Origin of the sequence: Streptomyces sp. NBC_00984 (genome assembly GCF_045162475.1) — a bacterium.
Classification (GTDB): Bacteria; Actinomycetota; Actinomycetes; order Streptomycetales; family Streptomycetaceae; genus Streptomyces.
This window is the reverse complement of the sequence record NZ_CP108734.1, coordinates 814,333-835,387: the sequence shown is the minus strand read 5'-3', so window position 1 is coordinate 835,387 and position 21,055 is coordinate 814,333. Positions and strand designations below refer to the sequence as shown.

The window sequence follows — 21,055 nt, the reverse complement described above, 5'->3', positions numbered from 1 at the left end:
ACACAGCGTGCGTGACCGGCTCCTCCCGCTCACGGAACCACGGATGTCAGCTCTGGAGGGCGTGCAGCGTGGCGTCCAGGCTCGTGGCCGAGCGCGGGGGCCGGTTGTACGGGAGCTTCGACAGGGCCGCCGCCATGCCGCAGGTGTTGGTCACGGCGGAGAACACGAGACCGGAGCCGACACCGGCGGAGATCCAGCGCGCCGCGGGGAAGCGCACCCCGGCGAGCAGGCCGGCCACCACGAGCGAACCGGCGGCGAGCCGGACCTGACGCTCCATCGGCCAGGTCGCGCGGGATCCGGCCGGGTGGTCGAGATCGCGGCCCTCGCCCTCCCAGGCGGAGGTGCCGCCGGAGAGCGTCACGGCGTCGATGTCGGCGGCGGCGAGAATGTCGCAGGCCCGCGTGGAGCGGACGCCGGAGGCGCACACCATCAGCAGCGAGCCGCGGGCCGCGGCGGACTTCAGCGCGGGCACGGCCTCGGAGAGGCGGTCCAGCGGGATGTTCAGCGCACCGGGAACATGTCCGGAGGCGTACTCGCCGGGAGCCCGTACATCGATCACGGTGAACTCCGTGAGGCGGGCCGCGGCCTGGGCGGGGGAGAGGGAGACGGGGCTGGTCACGAGCAGTGTTTCCTTTCGTTCACCGGGGCTCGGGAGGGAAGCGGTCCCCCCTTCCCCGGTCGGGTTAGAATACCCCTTGGGGTATCAGGAGGAGGATGTTGTGGAACTCGACATGGCGGCCGACGAACTGAAATCGGTCCTCAACCGCCTTCGCCGCGCACAGGGCCAGCTCGCCGGGATCATCAGGATGATCGAGGAGGGCCGGGACTGCGAGGACGTGATCACACAGATGGCGGCCGTGTCCCGGGCGCTGGACCGGGCCGGTTTCGCGATCATCGCGACGGGTCTGCAGCACTGCATGGCCGACGGCGGCCAGGAGCCCGCGGACCGCGACCAGATGCGGGCGCGGCTGGAGAAGCTCTTTCTCTCGCTGGCCTGAGCCTGCCGGACCGGCCGAGGAGGGGCGCCGTGGTTCATGTCACGGCGTCGACGAGCATGAACACGGCCACGGCCAGCAGTACCGCGCCGAAGATCCGTTGCAGGGCGGCCGTGGACACCTTCGCGGCGAGCCGCTGCCCGTCCCAGGCGCCGAGCACCGCCGTCGCCGTGAACGGGGCGATCGTCGCCCAGTCCAGCGCGGTGGGCGTGGCGAGCCGGGTGACCAGCGCGGCCGTGGAGTTCACCGTGATGACCAGCAGGCTGGTGCCGACCGCCGCGGTCATCGGAACGGCGACCACGGTGACCAGCGCGGGTACCACGAGGAACCCGCCGCCCACGCCGAGGAACCCGGTCACCGCGCCGAGCCCGGCGCCGGTGCGCGCGACCCGTCCGGCGGGCGCGGCCCCCGCGCCGTCCCCGGCCTGCGGCGCCGGCTCGCTCCGCGGGCGGAGCATCCGTACCGCGGCGACCACCGCGAGCACGGCGAACCCCGCGGTCAGCGCCCCGGACGGGATCCGCACCGACAGCGCCCCGGCCACCGCGGCCGGAATGATTCCGGCCGCCGCGAAGAGCCCTCCCGTACGCCAGCGGACCCGGCCCTCCCGGGCATGGGCGACCAGCCCGGTGAGGGACGTCGCGATGACGATGAGGAGTCCGGCGGTGGTGGCCGCGGCCGGATCGAAGCCGAGCAGGTAGATCAGCGCGGGGACGGCGAGCACGCTTCCGCCGCCGCCCAGTCCGCCGAGTGCCAGGCCGACCACCGCACCGGCGGCCAGCGCCACGACCAGTGCGGTCATGGGGCGGGCACGGGGACGGTGGGACACAGGCCGGCCTGCGCCGCCGCGCCGAAACCGTCGTCGACGGCCACCACCTCGCGCCCCGCCGCGTCCAGCATCGACGCGGCGATGGCCGCTCGCGTCCCGCCCGCGCAGTGCACCCACACGACGCCCGGCGGCACCTCGCCCAGCCGCTTCGGCAGCTCGTGCAGGGGGATGTGCACCGCCCCCGTGACCGCACCCGTACGGTGCTCGGAGTCCCTGCGCACATCGAGTACGACCGGGTCCTCGCCCCGCTCCCGGGCCGCAGCCAGGCCCGCGAAGTCGGACCGGTGCGACGACCGCAGCGCCGTCGCCGTGCCCGCCCAGTCCTCGGGACCGCCGGTGGCCGCCGCGACCGGACGGCTCATGCCGACGCGGGACAGTTCCCGCTGTGCGTCGGCCAGGTCGGTGGCGGTGCTCGCCAGCAGGGTGACCGGCTTGCCCCACGGGATCAGCCAGGCCAGATACGTGGCGAGCAGGCCCTCGCCCTCGAAGTTGAACGATCCGGCGACATGCCCCTCGGCGAACGCCACCCTGCTGCGCAGATCCACCACCCACTCGCCCGCGGCCAGCCGCCGGGCGATCTCCTCGGCATCGGCCGGGTCGGGCGGGGTCAGATCCAGCGGGGCCGGTCCTGCGGCATTGGCCGGGCCCATGTGCGCGTAGTACGCGGGGACATCGTCCAGAGCGGCGAGCAGGTCCGCGACAAAGGTGTCCACGTCCTTGACCAGCGCGTCGTTCCGCTCGCGCTCGTCGCCGATGGTCGTGGCCGACCCCTCGGCCTGCGAGGACGAACAGAAGCTGCCGAAGCCGTGCGTGGGCAGCACGGGCACGGCGTCCGCGAGCTCATCGGCGAGCCGGTGCGCGGAGGCGTGCTGGGCGCGGGCCAGTTCGGCGGTGAGCCGGGGCTCCACCAGATCGGGCCGGCCCACACTGCCGATCAGCAGCGAGCCGCCGGTGAAGACGGCCACGTCGCGGCCCTTCTCCGCCAGCACGTAGGACGTGTGGTGCGGGGTGTGCCCGGGGGTGGCGAGCGCACGCAGCGCGAGGCCGTCGTCGACCGGGGTGACGTCACCGTCCGAGACCGGGACACGGGCGAAGGCGACCCGGGCCGTGGCGGGCACCAGGTACCGCGCCCCGGTGACGCGCGCCAGCTCCAGGCCGCCCGTCACGTAGTCGTTGTGCAGATGCGTCTCCACCACCAGGGCGATCCGCACGCCGCGCCGGGCGGCAGCGGCGATGACCCGGTCGATGTCGCGCGGCGGGTCCACGACCACGGCGGACCGCTGCCCGCCCGCCAGATAACTGCGGTTGCCGAGACCCGCTGTCTCGATGGTGTCGACGAAGAACACGACACGGCTCCTTCCCTGGTGCTTTACCCCGGGGGGTATCTCTGCCTCAGGCTAACATCGATACCCCTGGGGGTATTCATGCGCGGGGTGAGACGTGCGATACGCCGGAGAAGACGTCCGTGGAACGCGCGGCGCGGCCGATCGCGGGGCGCTAGCCTGCCGACATGACGGAGCAGCTCGCGCCCATGCCCACGGACTGGCGGCGCGCCCTCGCCGTGGTCGCGCACCCCGACGACCTGGAGTACGGCTGCGCGGCGGCGGTCGCGGGGTGGACCGACGGCGGTCGCGAGGTCTCCTACCTCCTCGCCACCCGTGGCGAGGCCGGCATCGACACGCTGGAACCGGAGGAGTGCGCGCCGTTGCGCGAGCGGGAGCAGCGGGCGAGTGCCGCGGTCGTCGGCTTCTCCACCGTGGAGTTCCTCGACCACCGCGACGGCGTGATCGAGTACGGCCTCCCGCTGCGCCGGGACATCGCCGCGGCCATCCGCAGGCACCGCCCCGAGCTGGTCATCACGCTCAATCACCGGGACACCTGGGGCGGCGTCGCCTGGAACACCCCCGACCACCGGGCGGTCGGCCGCGCCACCCTGGACGCCGCGGCCGACGCGGGCAACCGCTGGATCTTCCCGGAGCTCGCGGAGGCGGGGCTCCAGCCGTGGAACGGGGTGCGGTGGGTCGCGGTCGCCGGGTCGAGCGCACCCACCCATGCCGTCGACGCCACGGCCGGGCTGGAGCGTTCGGTGAAGTCGCTGCTGGCCCACCGTACGTACATCGAAGGACTGACGCAGGAGGACCCCGAGGCGTACTGCCGCACCTTTCTGACGGATCACGCGCGGGTCGAGGGGGAGCGGTTCGGCGGTCGTCCGGCCGTCACGTTCGAGCTGTTCGCTCGCTGAGTCCGGTCCGGGCCCCGCTCGGCATTCCGGCGGTGCGTTCCTGCTCGGTATTCCGGCTCTGCATGTTCGGCGTCGGGCTTGCACGGGTACCCCTTGCAGGGGGCAAAAGCCCAGGTCCACGTGTTGATGTTGTCCAGACCATTGACATGTAAGCGCCACGATGTTGAATTCGGTGTTGTTGTGTTGCGCGACTCTGGTGACTTGAGTGATCAATGGAGGACTAGTGACGCCTCGCCCACCCCGTCTCACCGCGCTCGGTACGGCGGCGACCCTGCTCATCGGCGGTCTGCTGACCGCGGTTCCGCCCGCCCAGGCGGCCGACGGTGCCCGTACCGCCACCCCGGCGAAGGCCGCCGCCGACCGGCCGGCCCCCGCCATCACGCCGACCCCGCAGTCCGTGAAGACCCGGGCCGACCGGATCACCATCAGCCCGACCGTCACCGTGGTGGCGGGTGGAACCTCCGACGAGTCCGCCATCCAGGTCGTGGAGAGCGCGCTGCGCCGGGCCGGCGCCCAGCGCGTCGTACGCGGCGACAGACCCGCCCGGAACGGTCTCACCGTCCATGTCGGTGACGCGGCCGCGCTCGTCGCGCAGAAGATCGAGGGCCCGTCCGCGCTGCCTGCCGACGGCTATGTGCTCGGCATCGGCGCCGATCGCATCGTCCTCGCGGGCAAGGACACCACGGGCACGTACTACGCCGCGCAGACGCTGCGTCAGATCCTGCCGCACACCGGGCATCCCGGCGCCCGGGTCGCCGGACTCGCGGTGCGCGACTGGCCCGGCACCGCGCTGCGCGGCGTCATCGAAGGCTTCTACGGCACCCCGTGGTCGCGCGAGGCCAGGCTCGACCAGCTCGACTACTACGGCGAGCACAAGATGAACATCTACGTGTACTCGCCGAAGGACGACGCGTATCTCCGTGCGAAGTGGCGCGACGCCTACCCGGCCGACCAACTGGCCGGGATCAAGGAGCTCGCCGACCGGGCCGCGCAGCGGCATGTGGAGTTCACGTACGCGCTCTCGCCCGGCCTCTCCGTCTGTTACAGCTCCGACGCCGACGCCGAGGCGCTGGTCGAGAAGTTCCAGACCATCTGGGACATCGGCGTACGTACCTTCGCCGTGCCGCTCGACGACATCAGCTACACGGACTGGAACTGCGCCGAGGACAAGGCGAAGTGGGGGACCGGCGGCGGTGCGGCGGGCGCGGCGCAGGCCTATCTGCTCAACCGGGTCAACAAGGAGTTCATCGCCACCCACCCGGGCGCCCAGCCGCTCCAGATGGTCCCGACCGAGTACTACAACGTCTCCGCCTCGCCGTACAAGAAGGCGCTGTCCGAGCAGCTCGACCCCAATGTCCTGGTCGAGTGGACGGGCGTCGGTGTCGTCGCGCCGACCATGACCGTCGCACAGGCGGAGGCCGCCCGCACGGCCTTCGGCCACCCGATCCTGACCTGGGACAACTACCCGGTCAACGACTACGCGACGAACCGGCTGCTGCTCGGTCCGTTCAGCGGGCGCGAGAAGGGCCTGCCCGGCAAGCTGGCGGGGATCACGGCGAACCCGATGATCCAGCCGTACGCCTCGAAGATCGCGCTGTACACCGTCGCCGACTACGCCTGGAACGACGCCGCGTACGACCCCCGCACCTCATGGGGCGAGGGGCTGAAGGAGTACGCGGGCGGTGACCCACGCACCCAGCAGGCGCTACGGGCCTTCGCCGACGCGAACTACAGCTCGGCCCTCAACAAGGACCAGGCTCCCGAACTGGCGGCGGAGTTCGCCCGCTACTGGAAGTCCGGTGACGCCGCCCGGCTCACCTCGGTACTCGGCACGCTCGGCTCGGCGCCCGGCCGGCTGCGCTCCGGCCTCCCGGACCGCGGCTTCGTCGCCGACGCCGCCCCCTGGCTGGACGCGACCGGATCCTGGGCCACCGCCGCCCGTACCGCCCTGCGCATGGTCGAGGCGGCCCGTGCCGGAAAGGGCGCGCAGGCCTGGGAGTTGCGGCAGCAGCTGCCCGCACAGGTCACCGCGGCGAAGTCCTTCACCTACACCGGGCTCGACGGGAGCAAGGTGCCGGTCCTCGTCGGGGACGGCGTCCTGGACCGGTTCATCGACGCGGCCGACGCCGAGCACGACCGGATCCTCGGCGTGAGCGGCAGGCCCTCGGTCTCGACGAACCTCGGCACGTACCAGAGCAACGCGGTCGCCCGGATACTGGACGGTGACGACTCCACCTACTTCTGGAGCGACGGGGCGCCCGCCGCGGGCGACGGGATCACCGTGGATCTCGGCCGGGTCCGGGACCTCGGCTCCGTCACCCTCGCGATGGCCAAGCCCGGCAGCAGCGAGGACTACCTCCACCAGGGGGTGCTGGAGTACTCGGCCGACGGACAGAGCTGGCAGCAGCTCACCGCCTTCTCCGGAAAGCCGGACGTCGGCGCGACCGCGCCCGCCGGGACGAAGGCGCGCTACGTGCGGGCACGGGCGACCGCGGGCCAGGACAACTGGCTCGTCGTACGGGAGTTCAGCGTTCCGACGGACGACGGCGCGGTGACCGGAGGGCCGCCCGCCGCGGCCGGATCCTCGCTGCGCGCGGCGTCCGACGGGGACCCGGGCACCGTCTACCGGGCGGCTCGCGCCCCGGAGGCCGGGGAGACGCTGGAGCTGGGGCTCGGCGCCGCACGTGCGGTGCCCTCCGTCACCGTTCTGCAGCCGGCCGGCTCCACGGCCCGTGCCGACATCCAGCTGCGGGCGACCGACGGAACGTGGCGGACCGTCGGCGCGCTCGACGGCCCGTACACCCGGGTGGACACGGCCGGTCGCACGGCCGACGCGGTGCGGCTCGCCTGGCGCGCCGGTTCGGCGGCACCGCAGATCGCCGACGTGGTGGTGGCCGGCCAGGGCTGACGCCCGCGCACGGTATCGTCCCGCGCCCGGTCCGGACCGAAGCTCCCTTCGGTCCGGACCGGGCGCACCCATGTCCGGGTCCGGCCGAAACCGGTAGCGGCGGGTTGTTCCCAGAGCGGCAAGCGACCGCTTAGTATGCGCCGGAGCAGTGGTAATGCCGACAGTGTTGTGGAGGCCCCTCATGCAGGCATGGCGAGTGCACCGGAACGGTGAGCCGAGCGAGGTGATGCGGCTGGAGGAGACGGACAGGCCCACGCCCGGCGACGGGCAGGTGCTCATCGAGGTGCTCGCGGCGAACATCAACTTCCCCGACGCGCTGCTCTGTCGCGGCCAGTACCAGGTGCGGCCGCCGCTGCCCTTCACCCCCGGCGTGGAGATCTGCGGCAGGACGGCGGACGGGCGGCGGGTGCTCGCCACCCCTGCCCTGCCGAACGGCGGATTCGCCGAATACGTCGTCGCGGACGGGGCGGCGCTGCTGCCCGCCCCGGACACCCTGGACGACGCCGAGGCCGCCGCCCTGCACATCGGCTACCAGACCGGCTGGTTCGGCCTGCACCGCAGGGCACACCTCCGGGCGGGCGAGACGCTCCTGGTCCACGCGGCGGCCGGCGGGGTCGGCAGTGCTGCCGTCCAGCTCGGCAAGGCCGCCGGCGCCACCGTCATCGGTGTGGTCGGAGGCCCCGACAAGGCCAGGACCGCCGCCGGGCTCGGTTGCGACCTGGTCATCGACCGCCACAGCGAGGACATCGTCGCCGCGGTCAAGGAAGCCACCGGCGGGCGCGGCGCCGACGTGGTCTACGACCCGGTCGGCGGCGACGCCTACGCCAAGTCCGTGAAGTGCGTCGCCTTCGAGGGCCGGGTGATCGTCGTCGGCTTCGCGAGCGGTGTCATCCCCGCCCCGGCGCTGAACCACGCACTCGTCAAGAACTACTCGATCGTCGGACTCCACTGGGGCCTGTACAACACCAAGGACCCGGCCGCCGTCCGCGCCTGCCACGACGAGCTCACCCGGCTCGCCGCCCAGGGCGCCGTCAAGCCGCTGATCAGCGAACGCGTCGGGCTCGCCGGGGCCGCCGACGCCGTCCAGCGGGTCGCCGACGGCACCAGCACCGGCCGGATCGTCGTCCTCCCGTCAGGAGCCACCCGATGACCGCACCCGACGCTGCCGAGCTCCGCCGCCGCACCCAGGACCTGCTCGCCGCACACCCCCCGGTCACCACCGGCCGCACCGAATTCCTCAAGGCCCGCTTCGACGCCGGACTGGCCTGGGTGCACTACCCGGCCGGCCTCGGCGGCCTCGACGCCCCGCGCTCCCTGCAACCCGTCGTCGACGCCGAACTCGCCGCGGCGGGCGCCCCCGACAACGACCCGCGCCGGATCGGGATCGGCCTCGGCATGGCCGCCCCCACCATCCTCGGATACGGCACCGACGAGCAGAAGGAGCGCTTCCTGCGGCCGCTCTGGGTCGGCGAGGAGGTCTGGTGCCAGCTCTTCAGTGAACCGGGCGCGGGCTCCGACCTCGCGGCCCTCGGCACCCGCGCCGTCCGTGACGGCGAGGACTGGGTGGTCGACGGGCAGAAGGTCTGGACATCCAGCGCCCACCTGGCCCGCTGGGCTATCCTCATCGCCCGTACCGACCCCGACCAGCCCAAGCACCGCGGCATCAGCTACTTCATCTGCGACATGACCGACCCCGGCGTCGAGGTGCGGCCGCTGCGCCAGATCACCGGCGAGGCCGAGTTCAACGAGGTCTTCCTGACCGGCGTGCGCATCCCCGACAGCAGGCGCCTCGGCCCGGTCGGCGAGGGCTGGAAGGTCGCGCAGACCACGCTGATGAACGAGCGGGTGTCCATCGGCGGGGCACGGATCCCGCGCGAGGGCGGCATGATCGGCCCGGTCGCCCGCACCTGGCGCGAACGTCCGGAACTGCGCACCCACGACCTCCACCGGCGCCTGCTGACCCTCTGGGTCGAGGCCGAGGTGGCCAGGCTCACCGGCACCCGGCTGCGCCAGCAGCTCGTCGCCGGACAGCCCGGCCCCGAAGGCTCCGGAATGAAGCTCGCCTTCGCCCGGCTCAACCAGGAGATCAGCGGACTGGAAGTCGAACTGCTCGGCCAGGAAGGGCTGTTGTACGGCGACTGGACCATGCGCCGGCCCGAACTCGTCGACTTCACCGGACGGGACGCCGGCTACCGCTACCTCCGATCCAAGGGCAACTCCATCGAGGGCGGCACCAGCGAGGTGCTGCTCAACATCGTCGCCGAGCGCGTCCTCGGCCTGCCCGCCGAGCCGCGCAACGACAAGGACGTCGCCTGGAAGGACCTGGCCCGATGACCGCACCGACCGAAGAGAAACACGAACCCGATCTGCTGTACTCGGAGGCGGAGGAGGATCTGCGGGCAGCGGTGCGTTCGCTGCTCGCCGACCGGAGCGACGCGCCGTCGGTACTCGCCCGCGTCGAGTCCGACACCCCGTACGACCCGCGGCTCTGGAAGGCCCTCGCCGCCGACATCGGCACCGCGGGGCTGCTGGTGCCCGAGGAGTTCGGCGGGCAGGGCGCGGGTCATCGTGAGGCCGCGGTGGTGCTGGAGGAGCTGGGCCGCGGCGTCACGCCCTCGCCCTATCTGACCAGTGCGGTCGTCGCCACCCAGACGCTCCTCGCGCTGGGTGTGCCCGACGGACCGGTTGCCGCGCTCCTCGGCGACCTCGCCGCGGGCCGCAGGGTCGCGGCGCTCGCCGTGTCGTTCGCCGCTCCGGCGCCCGACGCCGCTCAGCCGGCCGGTGTCGTGGCCGGACGGGTGGCGGGGACGGTGACCGGCGTCGCCGACGCCGCCACCGCCGATGTGCTGCTGGTGCCGACGACCGACGGTCTGTACGCGGTCGAGACCGGTGCCGAAGGCGTCGCTGTCGAGCCGCTCGTACCGCTCGACCTGACTCGCCCGCTCGCCACCGTCACCCTCACCGGGGCTGCCGGGACCCGGCTGGCCGACGGCGCTTCCGCGGTCGCCGCCGTGCGCCGGGGTCTGCTGGCGGGCGCCGGACTGCTCGCCTCCGAACAGCTCGGAATCGCCGAGTGGTGCCTGACCGAAACGGTCCGATACACCCGTGAACGCCACCAGTTCAACCGGCCGGTCGGCTCGTTCCAGGCGCTCAAGCACCGTATGGCGCAGCTCTGGCTGGAGGTCGTGTCGGCCCGCGCCGCCGCGCGGAACGCCGCGGACGCCCTCGCGACCGGCAGCCAGGACACGCGGTTGGCGGTGGCCGTCGCGCAGGCGTACTGCTCCGAGGTCGCCGTGCACGCCGCGGAGGAGTGCGTCCAGCTGCACGGTGGGATCGGCATGACCTGGGAGCATCCGGCGCACCTGTATCTCAAGCGCGCCAAGGCCGACTCGATCGCGTACGGCACGGCCGGGCGGCACCGCGAGACCATTGCCGAACTCGTGGAGCTGCCCGCGCCGTAGCGAGGGAGAGAGGAACGGCCCGCGTGAATGCGGGACTTGGGAGCGGAGGCGCGTGCACACGCGCCTCCGCTCCGCCGTCTCCCCGGTCGGCGGGGTATCGGGCACCCCTTTACCTGTTGTTTAATTGCGATAGTTTCGCAATAACATTCGATCTTCAATAAGGGATGTGCAGAGTATGACGGCCCGATCGATACGGGGAGCGGCCGCCGCGACACTGGCGACCGTGCTGTCGTTGACCGCGGTGGCCTGTTCACAACCGGGTGGCCCGGACGACGGCAACTCCGGATCGGGCACGGGGGACTCGGCGGTGGTCGGCATCGCCTACGAGCCCGACAGCCTCAGCCCGCTGCTCGGCTACGGCAAGGACGGCAACTCCAAGATCTTCGACGGGCTGCTCGCCCTCGACGCCGGCATGAAGCTGCGACCCGCGCTCGCCACCGCCCTCCCCGAGGTGAGCGACGACGGGCTGAAGTACACCTACCGGCTCCGCAAGGGCGTGAAGTTCAGCGACGGCGAGCCCTTCGGCGCGAAGGACGTGGTCTTCACCTACCGGACCATCCTCGACAAGAAGACCAACAACGCCTCCCGCACCGAACTCGACGCGGTGCAGAGCGTCGTGGCGAACGGCGACGACACCGTCGTCTTCAGGCTCAAGTACCCCTACGCGCCCTTCGCCCGGCGCACCGTCCTGCCCATCGCACCCGAACACATCGCGGGCAAGCAGGACGTCAACACCGGCGCCTTCACCACCCGCCCCATCGGCACCGGACCGTACCTGCTCACCAAGTGGTCCAAGGGCGAGAAGATCGGCTTCAAGGCCAACCCCGGCTACTGGGGCGGCGCGCCGAAGGTGAAGAAGTTCACCATGGCGATCATCAAGGACGACGACATACGCGCCACCCGGCTGCGCTCCGGGGAGCTCGACGGCGCGATCCTGCCGCCCAACCTGGCCAAGGGATTCGCCCGTGGCAGCGGCACCCGCACGTACGCCGCCACCACGTACGACTACCGCACCGTGACCCTGCCCACCCACAACGAGGTCACGGGCGACATCGCCGTCCGGCGCGCCCTCGACGTCGCCGTCGACCGGAAGGCCATGGTCGACTCCATCCTCAACGGCGAGGGCCGGGCCGCGTACGGGCCCGTCCCCACCGACAGCGAGTGGTTCACCAAGGGCACCGAACGCTCCCACGACCTCGCCGCCGCGAAGAAGATCCTCGACGACGCCGGGTGGAAGCCCGGCAAGGACGGCATCCGCACCAGGGACGGCGTGCGCGCCGCCTTCCCGCTCTGGTACCTCACCGGCGACAAGCTGCGCCAGGACCACGCGCTCGCCTACGCCTCCGACGCCAAGAAGGCCGGCATCGACATCACCACCGAGGCCGGCACCTGGGAGGTCATCGAGCCCCGGATGAAGCAGGACGCGGTCCTCGCGGGCGGCGGATCGCCCGCCGACCCCGACTTCGACCAGTACACACTGCTGAAGTCCTCGCTGGCGGGCGACGGCTTCAACAACATGGCCTGGTACGACAACAAGGCCGTCGACCGGGCCCTCGAAGCGGGCCGCAGGAGCGGTGACGACGCCGAACGCAAGGCCGCCTACGACACCGTCCAGCGCGAGCTGGTGAAGAACCCCGGCTACACCTTCCTCACCCACATCGACCACCTCTACGTCGTGAAGGACCGCTTCGGCCCCCTCACCACCCAGGTCGAACCGCACGACCACGGACTGGCATCCGGCCCGTGGTGGAACGTCGAGGACTGGACGCCGAAGAAGTGAACCACCGCCTCCCCTGGGGGCCGATGGGCAGAATGGCGGGACGGCGGGCGCTGCTCGCCGTCCCCGTCCTGGCCGCCGTGACGTTCGGCGTCTTCGCCGTCGTCGCCGCTTCCCCCTTCGACCCGGTCAAGGCGTACGCGGGCACCGCCGGGCTCACCGCGTCGCAGGACAACCTCGACCAGTTGCGGGCCAACCTCGGTGTCGACCAGCCGCTCGTGAGCCGCTGGTGGAACTGGCTGAGCTCGGCGCTCGGCGGCGACCTCGGCGACTCCGCCGTGATGCGTCAGCCGGTCGCCGATGTCATCGGCGAACGCCTCGGCTGGTCCGTGCTGCTCGCCGCGACCGCCTTCGCCGTCGCCGTGCTCCTCGGCACGGGCCTCGGCGTACTGGCCGCCCGCAGGCCCGGCCGCCTGCTCGACCGGTGCGTCAGCTCCGCCGCGTACACGCTCGAAGCCGCCCCGGCCTTCTGGCTCGGGCTGCTCGCCATCTGGTTCTTCGCCCTGGAACTCGACGTGCTCCCGGCCGGCGGTCTCACCGACGCGGCCAGCGACACCGTCACCTTCGGACAGGTCGCCGACCATCTGGTGCTCCCCGCGGCCGTGCTCGGGATCTCCCAGCTGCCGTGGTTCTTCCTCTACGTGCGCCAGGGTGTCGCGGACGCGCTCGGCGAGGACCCGGTGCGCGGCGCCCGCGCCCGCGGACTGAGCGAGCGGACCGTACTGCTCGGCCACGCGCTGCGCTCCGGCATGCTGCCGATGCTCACCCTCATCGGCTCCCGCGTCCCCGAACTCATCACCGGCGCCCTCCTCGTCGAGACGGTCTTCAGCTGGCCCGGCATCGCCGCCGCCACCGTGCAGGCCGCCACCTCCGTCGACTTCCCGCTGCTGGCCGCGCTCACGGTGCTGGCCACCGTGGCGGTCGTCCTCGGCAACCTCCTCTCCGACCTGCTGTACGCGCTCGCCGACCCGAGAGTGGGCTTCGATGGCTGAACCCGACCTCGGACCCGCCGGCCGCACGACCCACCGTGTCCGCGTGGTCAGCTCCGCCGGGATCGTCGCCGCGGTGCTGCTCGCGGTTCTGCTCGTGCCGCCGCTGGTCCAGCTCGACCAGCAGGCCGTCGACCTGGCGGCCAAGCTCCGGCCACCGTCCTGGCAGCACCCGTTCGGCACCGACGACGTCGGGCGCGATCTGCTCCTGCGCTGCGTCTACGGACTCCGCGTCTCGCTGCTCGTCGGCGTCGTCGCCGGGCTCACCGCGACCGTCATCGGGACCGCGGTCGGCGCACTGGCCGCGGCCTTCGGAGGCTGGACGGACCGCGTCGTCATGCGGCTGGTGGACACCTTCTCGTCCGTACCTCATCTGCTGCTCGGCATCTTCATCGTGGCCATGTTCCGGCCCGGCGTCGGCCCGGTGATCGTCTCCGTCGCGCTCACCCACTGGCTCTCGACGGCCAGGATCGTCCGCTCCGAAGTGCTCTCGCTGCGCTCGCGTCCGTTCATCGACGCGGCGATCTCCGGCGGGGCCTCGCGCGGGCGGGTCGTCGTCCGGCATCTGCTGCCCGCCGTGCTTCCGCAGGCGGGCCTGGCGGCCGTGCTGATGGTGCCGCACGCCATGTGGCACGAGTCCGCGCTCTCCTTCCTGGGGCTCGGGCTGCCCACCCATCAGGCGAGCCTGGGCAATCTCGTGCAGACGGCGCGCGGTTCGCTCCTCGCCGGGGACTGGTGGCCGACGCTCTTCCCCGGCCTGTTCCTGGTGATACCGACCCTCGCGCTGGCGGGCCTCGCCGGCGCCTGGCGGGAGCGGATCAACCCGCGCCGCCGATCGGAGCTGATGCTGTGAAGAACGCCCCGGGCCCGAAGGCGCCGGTCCTCTCCGTCCGTGGCCTCTCCGTGCGCTTCCGGATGCGGGGCGGCCGGCACATCGCCGCCGTCGCCGACGCGCACTTCGACCTCGCGGCGGGGGAGTGCCTGGCCCTGGTCGGCGAGAGCGGCTGCGGGAAGTCCGTGCTGGCCTCGGCGCTGCTGGGACTGCTTCCCGGCAATGCGCGGACCTCGGGCTCGGCACTGCTCGATGACGGTACCGATCTCCTGACCGCCGGTGAACGGACCCTCGCCCGTACGGTACGGGGCCGCCGCGTCGGACTCGTACCGCAGAGCCCCGCCGCACACCTCACCCCGGTCCGCACCGTACGCGCCCAGCTGGAGGAGACCCTCCGCGAACTGACCGGCGCCCGCAGGTCCGCTCTGCGCCCCGCGGCCGAACAGGCCGCCGCACGCGCCTCGTTCCCGTCCGGGCACCTCGACCGGTATCCGCACGAACTCTCCGGCGGTCTCGCCCAGCGGGCCGCGACCGCGCTCGCCCTGATCGGCGACGCACCCCTGCTCCTCGCCGACGAGCCCACCACCGGACTCGACCGCGAGCTGGTCGAGCGGACCGCCGACGAACTGCGCCGCCACACCGACGAGGGCCGGGCGCTGCTGATCATCACCCACGATCTCGCGGCGGCCGAGCGGATCGCCGACCGGGTCGCCGTGATGTACGCGGGCCGCATCGTCGAACTCGCCGACGCCGGGCGGTTCTTCGGGAAGCCCGGACCACGCCACCCGTACGCGCGCGGACTGCTCGACGCACTGCCGGAGCGCGCCTTCGTACCGATCCCCGGAATGCCGCCCGAGCTCGGAGCGCTTCCCGAGGGGTGCGCGTTCGCGGCCCGCTGCGGGCGCGCCGACGACCGGTGTTCCGTACAGCCCCCGTTCGACGGCCGTCTCGCCTGCCACCACGGTGTGCGGGCGGACGGGGAGGAGCCGGTCCGTGCTTGAACTCACCCGCGTCACCGCCGGATACGACCGGCGCGATCCCGTCGTCCGCGAGGCCTCGCTGAGCCTGGCGCCGGGGGAGTCCCTCGGACTGCTGGGCCCGAGCGGCTGCGGCAAGTCCACCCTGGCCAGGGTCGCGGCCCTGCTGCACCGCCCGTACGCGGGCACGGTCGTGCTCGACGGCGAACCGGTACGCGGCTGGCGGCACCGTGCCCCGCGTGCGCAGCGCACCGCCGTCGGCGTCGTCTTCCAGCAGCCCCGGCTCTCCGCCGACCCCCGGCTCACCCTGCGCGAACTCATCGCCCAGCCGTTGCGGGCGACCGGCCGCCGCTCGGAGGTCGCGGACCGGGTGGCCGGGCTGGCACCGGCCGTCGGGCTCACACCGGAACTGCTGGGCCGGCGCCCGCACGAGGTGAGCGACGGCCAGTTGCAGCGCGCCTGCCTGGCGAGGGCGCTGGTCCTGCGGCCGCGCTGGCTGATCTGCGACGAGATGACCGCGATGCTCGACGCGTCGACGACCGCCGCGCTGGTGGCGGTCGTCGAGTCCTACCGGAGGGAGTCCGGGGCCGGGCTGCTGGCCGTCGGCCACGACCGGGTGCTGCTGGAACGCTGGTGCGACCGCACGGTCGGCTGGGGGGAGTGCTCCGGACCGGGCGCAGCGCGGGAGTCCATGAGCCCGAACGGATAAGTCCATGCCCCCGGGCGTGACACACCCCCACTCTTGTTGACGAGTCCATGACCAAAGGATGGGTCGGTCGATCCGTCCGGACAAGGAGTGGGACATGCACGGAGCGCGCGCCACCGTTGCGGTGGTGATTTTCGCCGTCGCCGCCTGCCTGGGGCCGGCCGGACCGTCCGCGGCGGCCGGCCAGACCCCGGGTTCATACAGCAACTACACGTTCCCGGCCGGGACGACCGCCCTCGACGAGGTCACCTTCGGGACGACCGTCCAGTCCGACCCCGGCCGCGCGAACGTCTTCTGGTCCCACCAGTTCGGCTTCACCAACGGGGTCGGCGGCTACATCGGAATGCAGCGCAACCGCTCCGGCGGCGGTCTGTTCCTCTTCTCGCTCTGGGACTCCACCGGAGGCAGGCCGGGAGACACGGGCACCTACTGCCAGACGTTCGCCGAGGGCGGCACCGGCTACACCTGCCGGCTCGGTGAGCGCTTCACGGCCGGACACCACTACCGCTTCCGCGTCGCACCCGACACGACGGCCGGCTGGTACCGGGCCACCATCACCGACGTCACCGCGGGCACGTCCTTCGTCCTCGGCAGCCTGCAGACCGGCACCGGCGCGAAGGTCGCCACCGGCGGAATGGTCGACTGGGTCGAGTACTTCGACTGGAACAACAACGCAGCGACCTGCGCCGACTCGCCGTACTCCAAGGCCCTCCTCGACCTGCCCAGCGGTACGGCGGGCAGCGGAACCGTCACCGCCGCACTCGGCTCCACCAGCGTCAGCGGCACCTGCTCCAACGGCGCCTCGGTACGCGGCCAGGGCGGCGGCAGCGTGCACGAGGACGGCATCGGCAACTCGTCGTCCGGATCCCTCACGGGCATCGGCGGCGCCTGCGTCGACATCCCCGGCGGCACCACCGGAACGCAGCTCGACCTCTGGAGCTGCAACGGCGGCAACAACCAGAACTGGGTGCGGGCCGCCGACGGCACGCTCCGCGCGCAGTTCCACTGCATGGCCGTGAGCGGTACCACCGTACGGAGCGCGGTCTGCGACGGCTCGGCCGCCCAGCAGTGGCGGATCGACGGCGCGGCCCTGGTGAACCCCGCCACCGGGCAGTGCCTGGACGCCTACGGGGGCGGCAGCGCCAATGGCACCCCGCTCGGCGTCTACGCCTGCACCGGTGGCGCCAACCAACGCTGGACGGTCCCGGCCTGACCGGGGAAACGGCAGTCGACGGGCGGACGACGACCGGATCAACTCTTGTGCGGGGTATGTCCGTTGTGGTGATCACCACCGCATACTCGGTCGCGTCCGCCCGTCCGGTCCACCACTCGCTCCCCAGGAGAATCCATGGCGTTCCCGACCCGCCGAAGTGTCGTCACCACCGCGCTCGCCACCGCGGCCGCAGGCGCGTTCCTGTCCCCGCACACGGCCGCCGCGGCCGAGGCCGCCCCGGCCGTACGACGCCACCGCCCGCGCGCGCTGCGCAGGGCCCACGCGCACAACGACTACCTGCACACGCGCCCCCTGCACGACGCGCTCGGGCACGGCTTCACCAGTGTCGAGGCCGACATCTTCCTGGTGGACGGCGAACTGCTGGTCGCCCACGAGGCCACCGACCTCGACCCCGCCCGCACCCTCGCCTCGCTCTACCTCGACCCGCTGCTGGCGAGGGTCCGGGCCAACCACGGCACGGTCCACCCCGGCTACCACGAACCCGTGCAGCTGCTGATCGACATCAAGACGGACGGAGCCGCGGCCTACCTCGAACTCGACCGGCAGCTCCGGCACTACCGGCGGATGCTGACGTCGTACCACCACGGCCGGGTGCGGCCCGGTGCCATCACCGCTGTCATCTCCGGCGACCGCGCCGCCCGCGTCCCGATGGAGGCGCAGGCGACGCGCCACGCCTTCTACGACGGCCGCCCCGAAGACCTCGGAACCCCGGCCACCGCCTCGTTCATCCCGCTCATCAGCAGCAGCTGGACCGACGACTTCAGCTGGCTGGGCGCGGGTCCCTTCCCCGCGGCCGAGCGGGACAAACTGCGCGCGCACGTCGCCCAGGCCCACCGCAGCGGCCGGCGCGTCCGCTTCTGGGCCACGCCGGACGCGCCGGGGCCGGAGCGGGACGCGGTCTGGACGGAGCTGCTGGCGGCCGGGGTCGACCACCTCAACACCGATGATCTGGCGGGGCTCGAACGCTTCCTCCGCACCCACGACCGGGACAACCGGACCGGGGCCGCCCACCCCCGCGGCTGACCGGACGCGCCGCCCCGAGCGTGACAGCCAGTCAACACCCGGATGGCGGACACGCCAGTGCGCCGGATGGCTCCTCCGCTACGCCACACTGGCGGCCGAATGCCGCATTCCGGCGCGGCGGAGGAGGTTGGCCATGGCCATTTCGATCTCACTGGTGCTGCTTCTGCTGATCCTCGCGGTGATCTTCCTCCGCAACGGGGGGCTGAAGATGTCGCATGCGCTGGTCTGCGCCATGCTCGGGTTCTTCCTCGCGGGTACGAGCATGGCGCCGACCATCCAGGACGGCCTGGCCGCCACGGCCAACGTCGTCAGCAGCCTCACGCCCTGAACCCCGGCGTCCTGCCGGGCGACCGTGAGCGGCGGGTCAGCCCCTGTCCGGGTCGGCCAGCCGCGAACGGATCAGGAACCGCACCCCTTCCGGCGCCTCCAGCGAGAATCCGCTGCCCCGCCCCTCCACCACGTCGACGATCAGCCGGGTGTGCGACCACACCTCGAACTGGCTCCTCGACATCCAGAACGGGATGCGCTCCGCCACCCCGTCGACATCGAGCGAGGCCAGCAGCACATCGGAGCCACCGGTACGGAACTCGCCGTCCTGGTAGCACATGGGCGCGCTGCCGTCGCAGCAGCCGCCCGACTGGTGGAACATCAGCGGTCCGTGGACCTCCCGCAGCCGTCGCAGCAGTTCCGCGGCGGCGGGGGTGAGCTCCACCGGCGGCGCTCCCGACGGGCTCATCGCAGCGGCTCCGGACGGAGGTCCGCCCACGCGTAACGGTGTTCGGGACGGCCCGTGTCGCCGTACTTGAGGCTGAGACTGATCCGGCCCGCGCCCTCCAGATACTTGAGGTACCGCTGAGCGGTGGAGCGGCTGAGGCCCGCCCGGGTGGCGACCTCGTGCGCGGACAGCGGGCCCTCGGCGCCCGACAGGACATGGCGGATGACATCCGCGGTGGGCGCGGAGTGCCCCTTGGGCAGCCCGGCCGCGGGGCCGGACTCCGTGGTGCGAAGTGCACCGAAGATCTGGTCGACCTGCTCCTGCCCGGCCTCGCCCCGGCCGCCGCCCACACCTTCGAGGGTCCGGCGCAGGGCCGCGTAGCTCTCCAGCTTGGACCGCAGACCGCTGAAGCTGAACGGCTTGACGAGGTACTGCAGCGCCCCGTACCGCATGGCGGTCCGAACGGTCGACACGTCGCGGGCCGCGGTCACCATGATCACATCGGCCGGGTGGCCGAGCTGGCGCAGCCGCCGCACCAGCGTCAGGCCCGTCTCGTCCGGCAGGTAGTGATCGAGGAGGACGAGGTCTACATGGTCGCGCTCCAGGAAGGACAGTGCCTGAGCGGCGGTGTGCGCACGGGAGATGACCCGGAAGCCGGGGACCTTGGCCACGTACGCGGCATTGATCTCGGCGACCCGGAAGTCGTCGTCCACCACCAGGACATCGATCATCGCGACTCTCCCACTTCTGTCAGCTGCCGTACGGTGAGTGCCTCGGGCAGGACGACGGTGAAGACCGCGCCGCCGCCGGCCCGTGCCGTGACGCGGGCCGCGCCACCGTAGCGCTCGGCCAGCCGGCGCACCAGCGCCAGGCCCAGACCGCGTCCGCGGTGCGCGGGGGACTCCTTGGTGGACCAGCCCTCGGTGAAGATCTGTTCGCGCATCGCGGGAGGCACGCCGGGACCGTTGTCGCTGACCCGCAGGACCGCCGTGCCGCCCTCCGCGAGCAGCTCCACCTCGATGAGGGTGGCGACGTCCAGCGCGTTGTCGATGAGGTTGCCGAGGACGGTCACCAGATCACGCGGGTCCACCACCACGTCCGGCAGCCGGGTGCCCGGCGAGATGCGCAGGGACGCGCCCCGCTCCGCCGCGATGGCCGACTTGCCCACCAACAACGCCGACAGCAAAGGATCGTTGACGCGCTCCGCGACCTGTTCCGCCGAAGCCCGGTGCCCGTTGGTCACCTCCTCGACGAACTCCACCGCGGCATCGTGCCTGCCCAGCTCCAGCAGCCCGAGCAGGGTGTGCAGCCGGTTGGCGTGCTCGTGGTCCTGGGCGCGCAGCGCGTCCAGCAGGCCATGGGTGGAGTCCAGTTCACGGCCCAGCAGTTCCAGCTCGGTGCGGTCGCGCAGGGTGACCACGGCCCCGCCGTCACCGGTGGGCATGCGGTTGGCGATCAGCACCCGGCCCCGGCAGACGGTGATCAGGTTGGCGCCGTCGACCCGCCCCGCCAGCACCTCGGCCGTACGGCCCGGCGGCAGTACCTCGCCCAGCGGACGTCCGACGGCGTCCTGGTCCAGTTCCAGCAGACGCCGGGCCTCGTCGTTGAGCAATCGGATCCGGCCCCGTGCGTCGAGGGCGAGCACGGCCTCGCGGATGCTGTGCAGCATGGCCTCGCGCTCGTCCAGCAACGCGGAGATGTCGGCGAAGGCGAGTCCGTGCGTGCCGCGCTGGAGCCGCCGTGAGACGGCCAGGGCGGCCAGTACGCCCACGGCGAGCGCCGCTCCGGAGTAGAGCAGCAGACCGGGAATGGTCCCGAGCAGCCGGTCATGGACGCTGTCGTAGGCGATGCCTACCGACACGGCGCCCACGATGTCCTGGTGCCGGTCGCGGAGCGGGACCTTCGCACGTGCCGACCGGCCCAGGGTTCCGTCGTCGATCTGCATGATCTCCCGGCCGCCCAGAGCCGTGCTGGGGTCGGTCGAGACATGTCTGCCGATCTGCGTGATGTCGGTGTGCGACCAGCGCACCCCGCGGGTGTCCATGACGACGATGTACAGGGCTCCGGTGGCCCGCCGGATCCGTTCCGCCTCGGCCTGCACCGGTCCGCCGGGGCTGGGGTCGGTGCTCCTCAGATCGCGCACCAGGCCGGGTTCGGCTGCGGTGGTCTGGGCGATGGACAGGGCCTGGTGCATCGCCTGGTTGTCGAGCTGGTGGCTGAGCGGGGCGAGGAAGAGCCCCGTGATGAGCATGATCACTCCGGTGGTGATGGCCACCTGGGTGAGGAGCACCTGGGCGAAGACACGGCGGGGCCAGTGAATGCGCATGTGCTCGCCCTCTGCCTTCCTCCGGCCAGGAACATGATGCTCCG

General features: G+C 72.3%; 20 protein-coding genes. 14 read left to right on the top strand and 6 right to left on the bottom strand.

All coding sequences use genetic code 11. From position 1 onward, the window contains the following. Window positions 1-46: 46 nt before the first annotated feature. Entirely contained in the window at window positions 47-619 is a 573-nt protein-coding gene (locus tag OG520_RS03470) for a rhodanese-like domain-containing protein (protein ID WP_406012124.1), read from the bottom strand. 100 nt (window positions 620-719) lie between these two features. Here OG520_RS03470 and OG520_RS03465 point away from each other — a divergent pair, with 100 nt between their 5' ends. Beyond that, window positions 720-998 carry a metal-sensitive transcriptional regulator gene (locus tag OG520_RS03465; RefSeq protein WP_093546175.1) on the top strand — a complete coding sequence of 93 codons (279 nt, stop codon included), beginning with the start codon at window positions 720-722 and terminating at the stop codon, window positions 996-998. Window positions 999-1,032: 34 nt separating this feature from the next. Here OG520_RS03465 and OG520_RS03460 read toward each other — a convergent pair whose 3' ends face one another. Both OG520_RS03460 and OG520_RS03455 read right to left on the bottom strand, forming a co-directional pair. Continuing rightward, the gene (locus tag OG520_RS03460; RefSeq protein WP_406012123.1) at window positions 1,033-1,794 is read right to left on the bottom strand and encodes a sulfite exporter TauE/SafE family protein; all 762 of its coding nucleotides are present in this window, start codon (window positions 1,792-1,794) and stop codon (window positions 1,033-1,035) included. Continuing rightward, window positions 1,791-3,167: a rhodanese-like domain-containing protein gene (locus tag OG520_RS03455; RefSeq protein WP_406012122.1), complete on the bottom strand. Its 1,377-nt coding sequence runs from the start codon at window positions 3,165-3,167 to the stop codon at window positions 1,791-1,793. The genes OG520_RS03460 and OG520_RS03455 overlap by 4 nt, the downstream gene beginning before the upstream one ends. A 164-nt stretch (window positions 3,168-3,331) precedes the next feature. Between OG520_RS03455 and OG520_RS03450 the strand changes: the two genes are divergently transcribed. The 13 genes from OG520_RS03450 to OG520_RS03390 all read left to right on the top strand — a co-directional run bounded on the left by OG520_RS03450 (window position 3,332) and on the right by OG520_RS03390 (window position 18,298). Next, window positions 3,332-4,063, top strand: a complete 732-nt coding sequence (locus OG520_RS03450) for a PIG-L deacetylase family protein (protein ID WP_406012121.1) — start codon at window positions 3,332-3,334, stop codon at window positions 4,061-4,063. A 223-nt stretch (window positions 4,064-4,286) separates the two neighbouring features. Further along, entirely contained in the window at window positions 4,287-6,971 is a 2,685-nt protein-coding gene (locus tag OG520_RS03445) for a beta-N-acetylglucosaminidase domain-containing protein (RefSeq protein WP_406012120.1), read from the top strand. Window positions 6,972-7,152: 181 nt separating this feature from the next. Next, the gene (locus OG520_RS03440; RefSeq protein WP_406012119.1) at window positions 7,153-8,121 is read left to right on the top strand and encodes an NADPH:quinone oxidoreductase family protein; all 969 of its coding nucleotides are present in this window, start codon (window positions 7,153-7,155) and stop codon (window positions 8,119-8,121) included. Further along, window positions 8,118-9,305 carry an acyl-CoA dehydrogenase family protein gene (locus OG520_RS03435; RefSeq protein WP_406012118.1) on the top strand — a complete coding sequence of 396 codons (1,188 nt, stop codon included), beginning with the start codon at window positions 8,118-8,120 and terminating at the stop codon, window positions 9,303-9,305. The genes OG520_RS03440 and OG520_RS03435 overlap by 4 nt, the downstream gene beginning before the upstream one ends. Further along, on the top strand, window positions 9,302-10,432 hold the full coding sequence (locus OG520_RS03430) for an acyl-CoA dehydrogenase family protein (protein ID WP_406012117.1): 1,131 nt from the start codon (window positions 9,302-9,304) through the stop codon (window positions 10,430-10,432). The genes OG520_RS03435 and OG520_RS03430 overlap by 4 nt, the downstream gene beginning before the upstream one ends. Window positions 10,433-10,607: 175 nt before the next feature. Further along, window positions 10,608-12,212, top strand: a complete 1,605-nt coding sequence (locus OG520_RS03425) for an ABC transporter substrate-binding protein (protein WP_406012116.1) — start codon at window positions 10,608-10,610, stop codon at window positions 12,210-12,212. Window positions 12,213-12,235: 23 nt separating this feature from the next. Continuing rightward, window positions 12,236-13,201, top strand: coding sequence for an ABC transporter permease (locus OG520_RS03420; RefSeq protein ID WP_406016414.1), 966 nt, complete (start codon window positions 12,236-12,238; stop codon window positions 13,199-13,201). After that, the gene (locus OG520_RS03415; RefSeq protein WP_406012115.1) at window positions 13,194-14,051 is read left to right on the top strand and encodes an ABC transporter permease; all 858 of its coding nucleotides are present in this window, start codon (window positions 13,194-13,196) and stop codon (window positions 14,049-14,051) included. The genes OG520_RS03420 and OG520_RS03415 overlap by 8 nt, the downstream gene beginning before the upstream one ends. A gap of 62 nt (window positions 14,052-14,113) precedes the next feature. Next, on the top strand, window positions 14,114-15,031 hold the full coding sequence (locus OG520_RS03410) for an ABC transporter ATP-binding protein (RefSeq protein ID WP_406016413.1): 918 nt from the start codon (window positions 14,114-14,116) through the stop codon (window positions 15,029-15,031). Further along, window positions 15,024-15,716 (top strand): ABC transporter ATP-binding protein, encoded by a 693-nt coding sequence (locus OG520_RS03405; protein ID WP_399329980.1) that lies wholly within the window; start codon window positions 15,024-15,026, stop codon window positions 15,714-15,716. The genes OG520_RS03410 and OG520_RS03405 overlap by 8 nt, the downstream gene beginning before the upstream one ends. A gap of 94 nt (window positions 15,717-15,810) precedes the next feature. After that, window positions 15,811-16,926, top strand: a complete 1,116-nt coding sequence (locus OG520_RS03400; protein WP_406012114.1) for a ricin-type beta-trefoil lectin domain protein — start codon at window positions 15,811-15,813, stop codon at window positions 16,924-16,926. Window positions 16,927-17,061: 135 nt separating this feature from the next. Continuing rightward, window positions 17,062-17,970, top strand: a complete 909-nt coding sequence (locus OG520_RS03395; protein ID WP_399329982.1) for a phosphatidylinositol-specific phospholipase C/glycerophosphodiester phosphodiesterase family protein — start codon at window positions 17,062-17,064, stop codon at window positions 17,968-17,970. 133 nt (window positions 17,971-18,103) lie between these two features. Then, window positions 18,104-18,298, top strand: a complete 195-nt coding sequence (locus OG520_RS03390) for a hypothetical protein (RefSeq protein WP_266430626.1) — start codon at window positions 18,104-18,106, stop codon at window positions 18,296-18,298. Window positions 18,299-18,334: 36 nt separating this feature from the next. On the opposite strand, the gene OG520_RS03385 is transcribed toward OG520_RS03390, so the two are convergent. Genes OG520_RS03385 through OG520_RS03375 form a run of 3 tightly spaced genes read right to left on the bottom strand, consistent with a single transcriptional unit; the run spans window position 18,335 to window position 21,011 of the window. Then, entirely contained in the window at window positions 18,335-18,706 is a 372-nt protein-coding gene (locus OG520_RS03385; RefSeq protein WP_406012113.1) for a DUF779 domain-containing protein, read from the bottom strand. Then, window positions 18,703-19,416, bottom strand: coding sequence for a response regulator (locus tag OG520_RS03380; RefSeq protein WP_399329984.1), 714 nt, complete (start codon window positions 19,414-19,416; stop codon window positions 18,703-18,705). The genes OG520_RS03385 and OG520_RS03380 overlap by 4 nt, the downstream gene beginning before the upstream one ends. Beyond that, a complete protein-coding gene (locus tag OG520_RS03375) occupies window positions 19,413-21,011 on the bottom strand; it encodes an ATP-binding protein (protein WP_406012112.1) in 1,599 nt (532 codons plus the stop codon). Before OG520_RS03375 ends, OG520_RS03380 begins: the two co-directional genes overlap by 4 nt. Window positions 21,012-21,055: the final 44 nt, after the last annotated feature.

Bases quoted from the DNA above. Each gene is read 5' to 3' on its own strand.
- OG520_RS03440 (WP_406012119.1), top strand. From the start codon at position 7,153: ATGCAGGCATGGCGAGTGCACCGGAACGGTGAGCCGAGCGAGGTGATG.
- OG520_RS03420 (WP_406016414.1), top strand. From the start codon at position 12,236: ATGGGCAGAATGGCGGGACGGCGGGCGCTGCTCGCCGTCCCCGTCCTG.
- OG520_RS03415 (WP_406012115.1), top strand. From the start codon at position 13,194: ATGGCTGAACCCGACCTCGGACCCGCCGGCCGCACGACCCACCGTGTC.
- OG520_RS03435 (WP_406012118.1), top strand. From the start codon at position 8,118: ATGACCGCACCCGACGCTGCCGAGCTCCGCCGCCGCACCCAGGACCTG.
- OG520_RS03385 (WP_406012113.1), bottom strand. From the start codon at position 18,706: ATGAGCCCGTCGGGAGCGCCGCCGGTGGAGCTCACCCCCGCCGCCGCG.
- OG520_RS03380 (WP_399329984.1), bottom strand. From the start codon at position 19,416: ATGATCGATGTCCTGGTGGTGGACGACGACTTCCGGGTCGCCGAGATC.
- OG520_RS03375 (WP_406012112.1), bottom strand. From the start codon at position 21,011: ATGCGCATTCACTGGCCCCGCCGTGTCTTCGCCCAGGTGCTCCTCACC.
- OG520_RS03395 (WP_399329982.1), top strand. From the start codon at position 17,062: ATGGCGTTCCCGACCCGCCGAAGTGTCGTCACCACCGCGCTCGCCACC.
- OG520_RS03425 (WP_406012116.1), top strand. From the start codon at position 10,608: ATGACGGCCCGATCGATACGGGGAGCGGCCGCCGCGACACTGGCGACC.
- OG520_RS03390 (WP_266430626.1), top strand. From the start codon at position 18,104: ATGGCCATTTCGATCTCACTGGTGCTGCTTCTGCTGATCCTCGCGGTG.
- OG520_RS03450 (WP_406012121.1), top strand. From the start codon at position 3,332: ATGACGGAGCAGCTCGCGCCCATGCCCACGGACTGGCGGCGCGCCCTC.
- OG520_RS03460 (WP_406012123.1), bottom strand. From the start codon at position 1,794: ATGACCGCACTGGTCGTGGCGCTGGCCGCCGGTGCGGTGGTCGGCCTG.
- OG520_RS03400 (WP_406012114.1), top strand. From the start codon at position 15,811: ATGCACGGAGCGCGCGCCACCGTTGCGGTGGTGATTTTCGCCGTCGCC.
- OG520_RS03410 (WP_406016413.1), top strand. From the start codon at position 14,114: ATGCGGGGCGGCCGGCACATCGCCGCCGTCGCCGACGCGCACTTCGAC.
- OG520_RS03430 (WP_406012117.1), top strand. From the start codon at position 9,302: ATGACCGCACCGACCGAAGAGAAACACGAACCCGATCTGCTGTACTCG.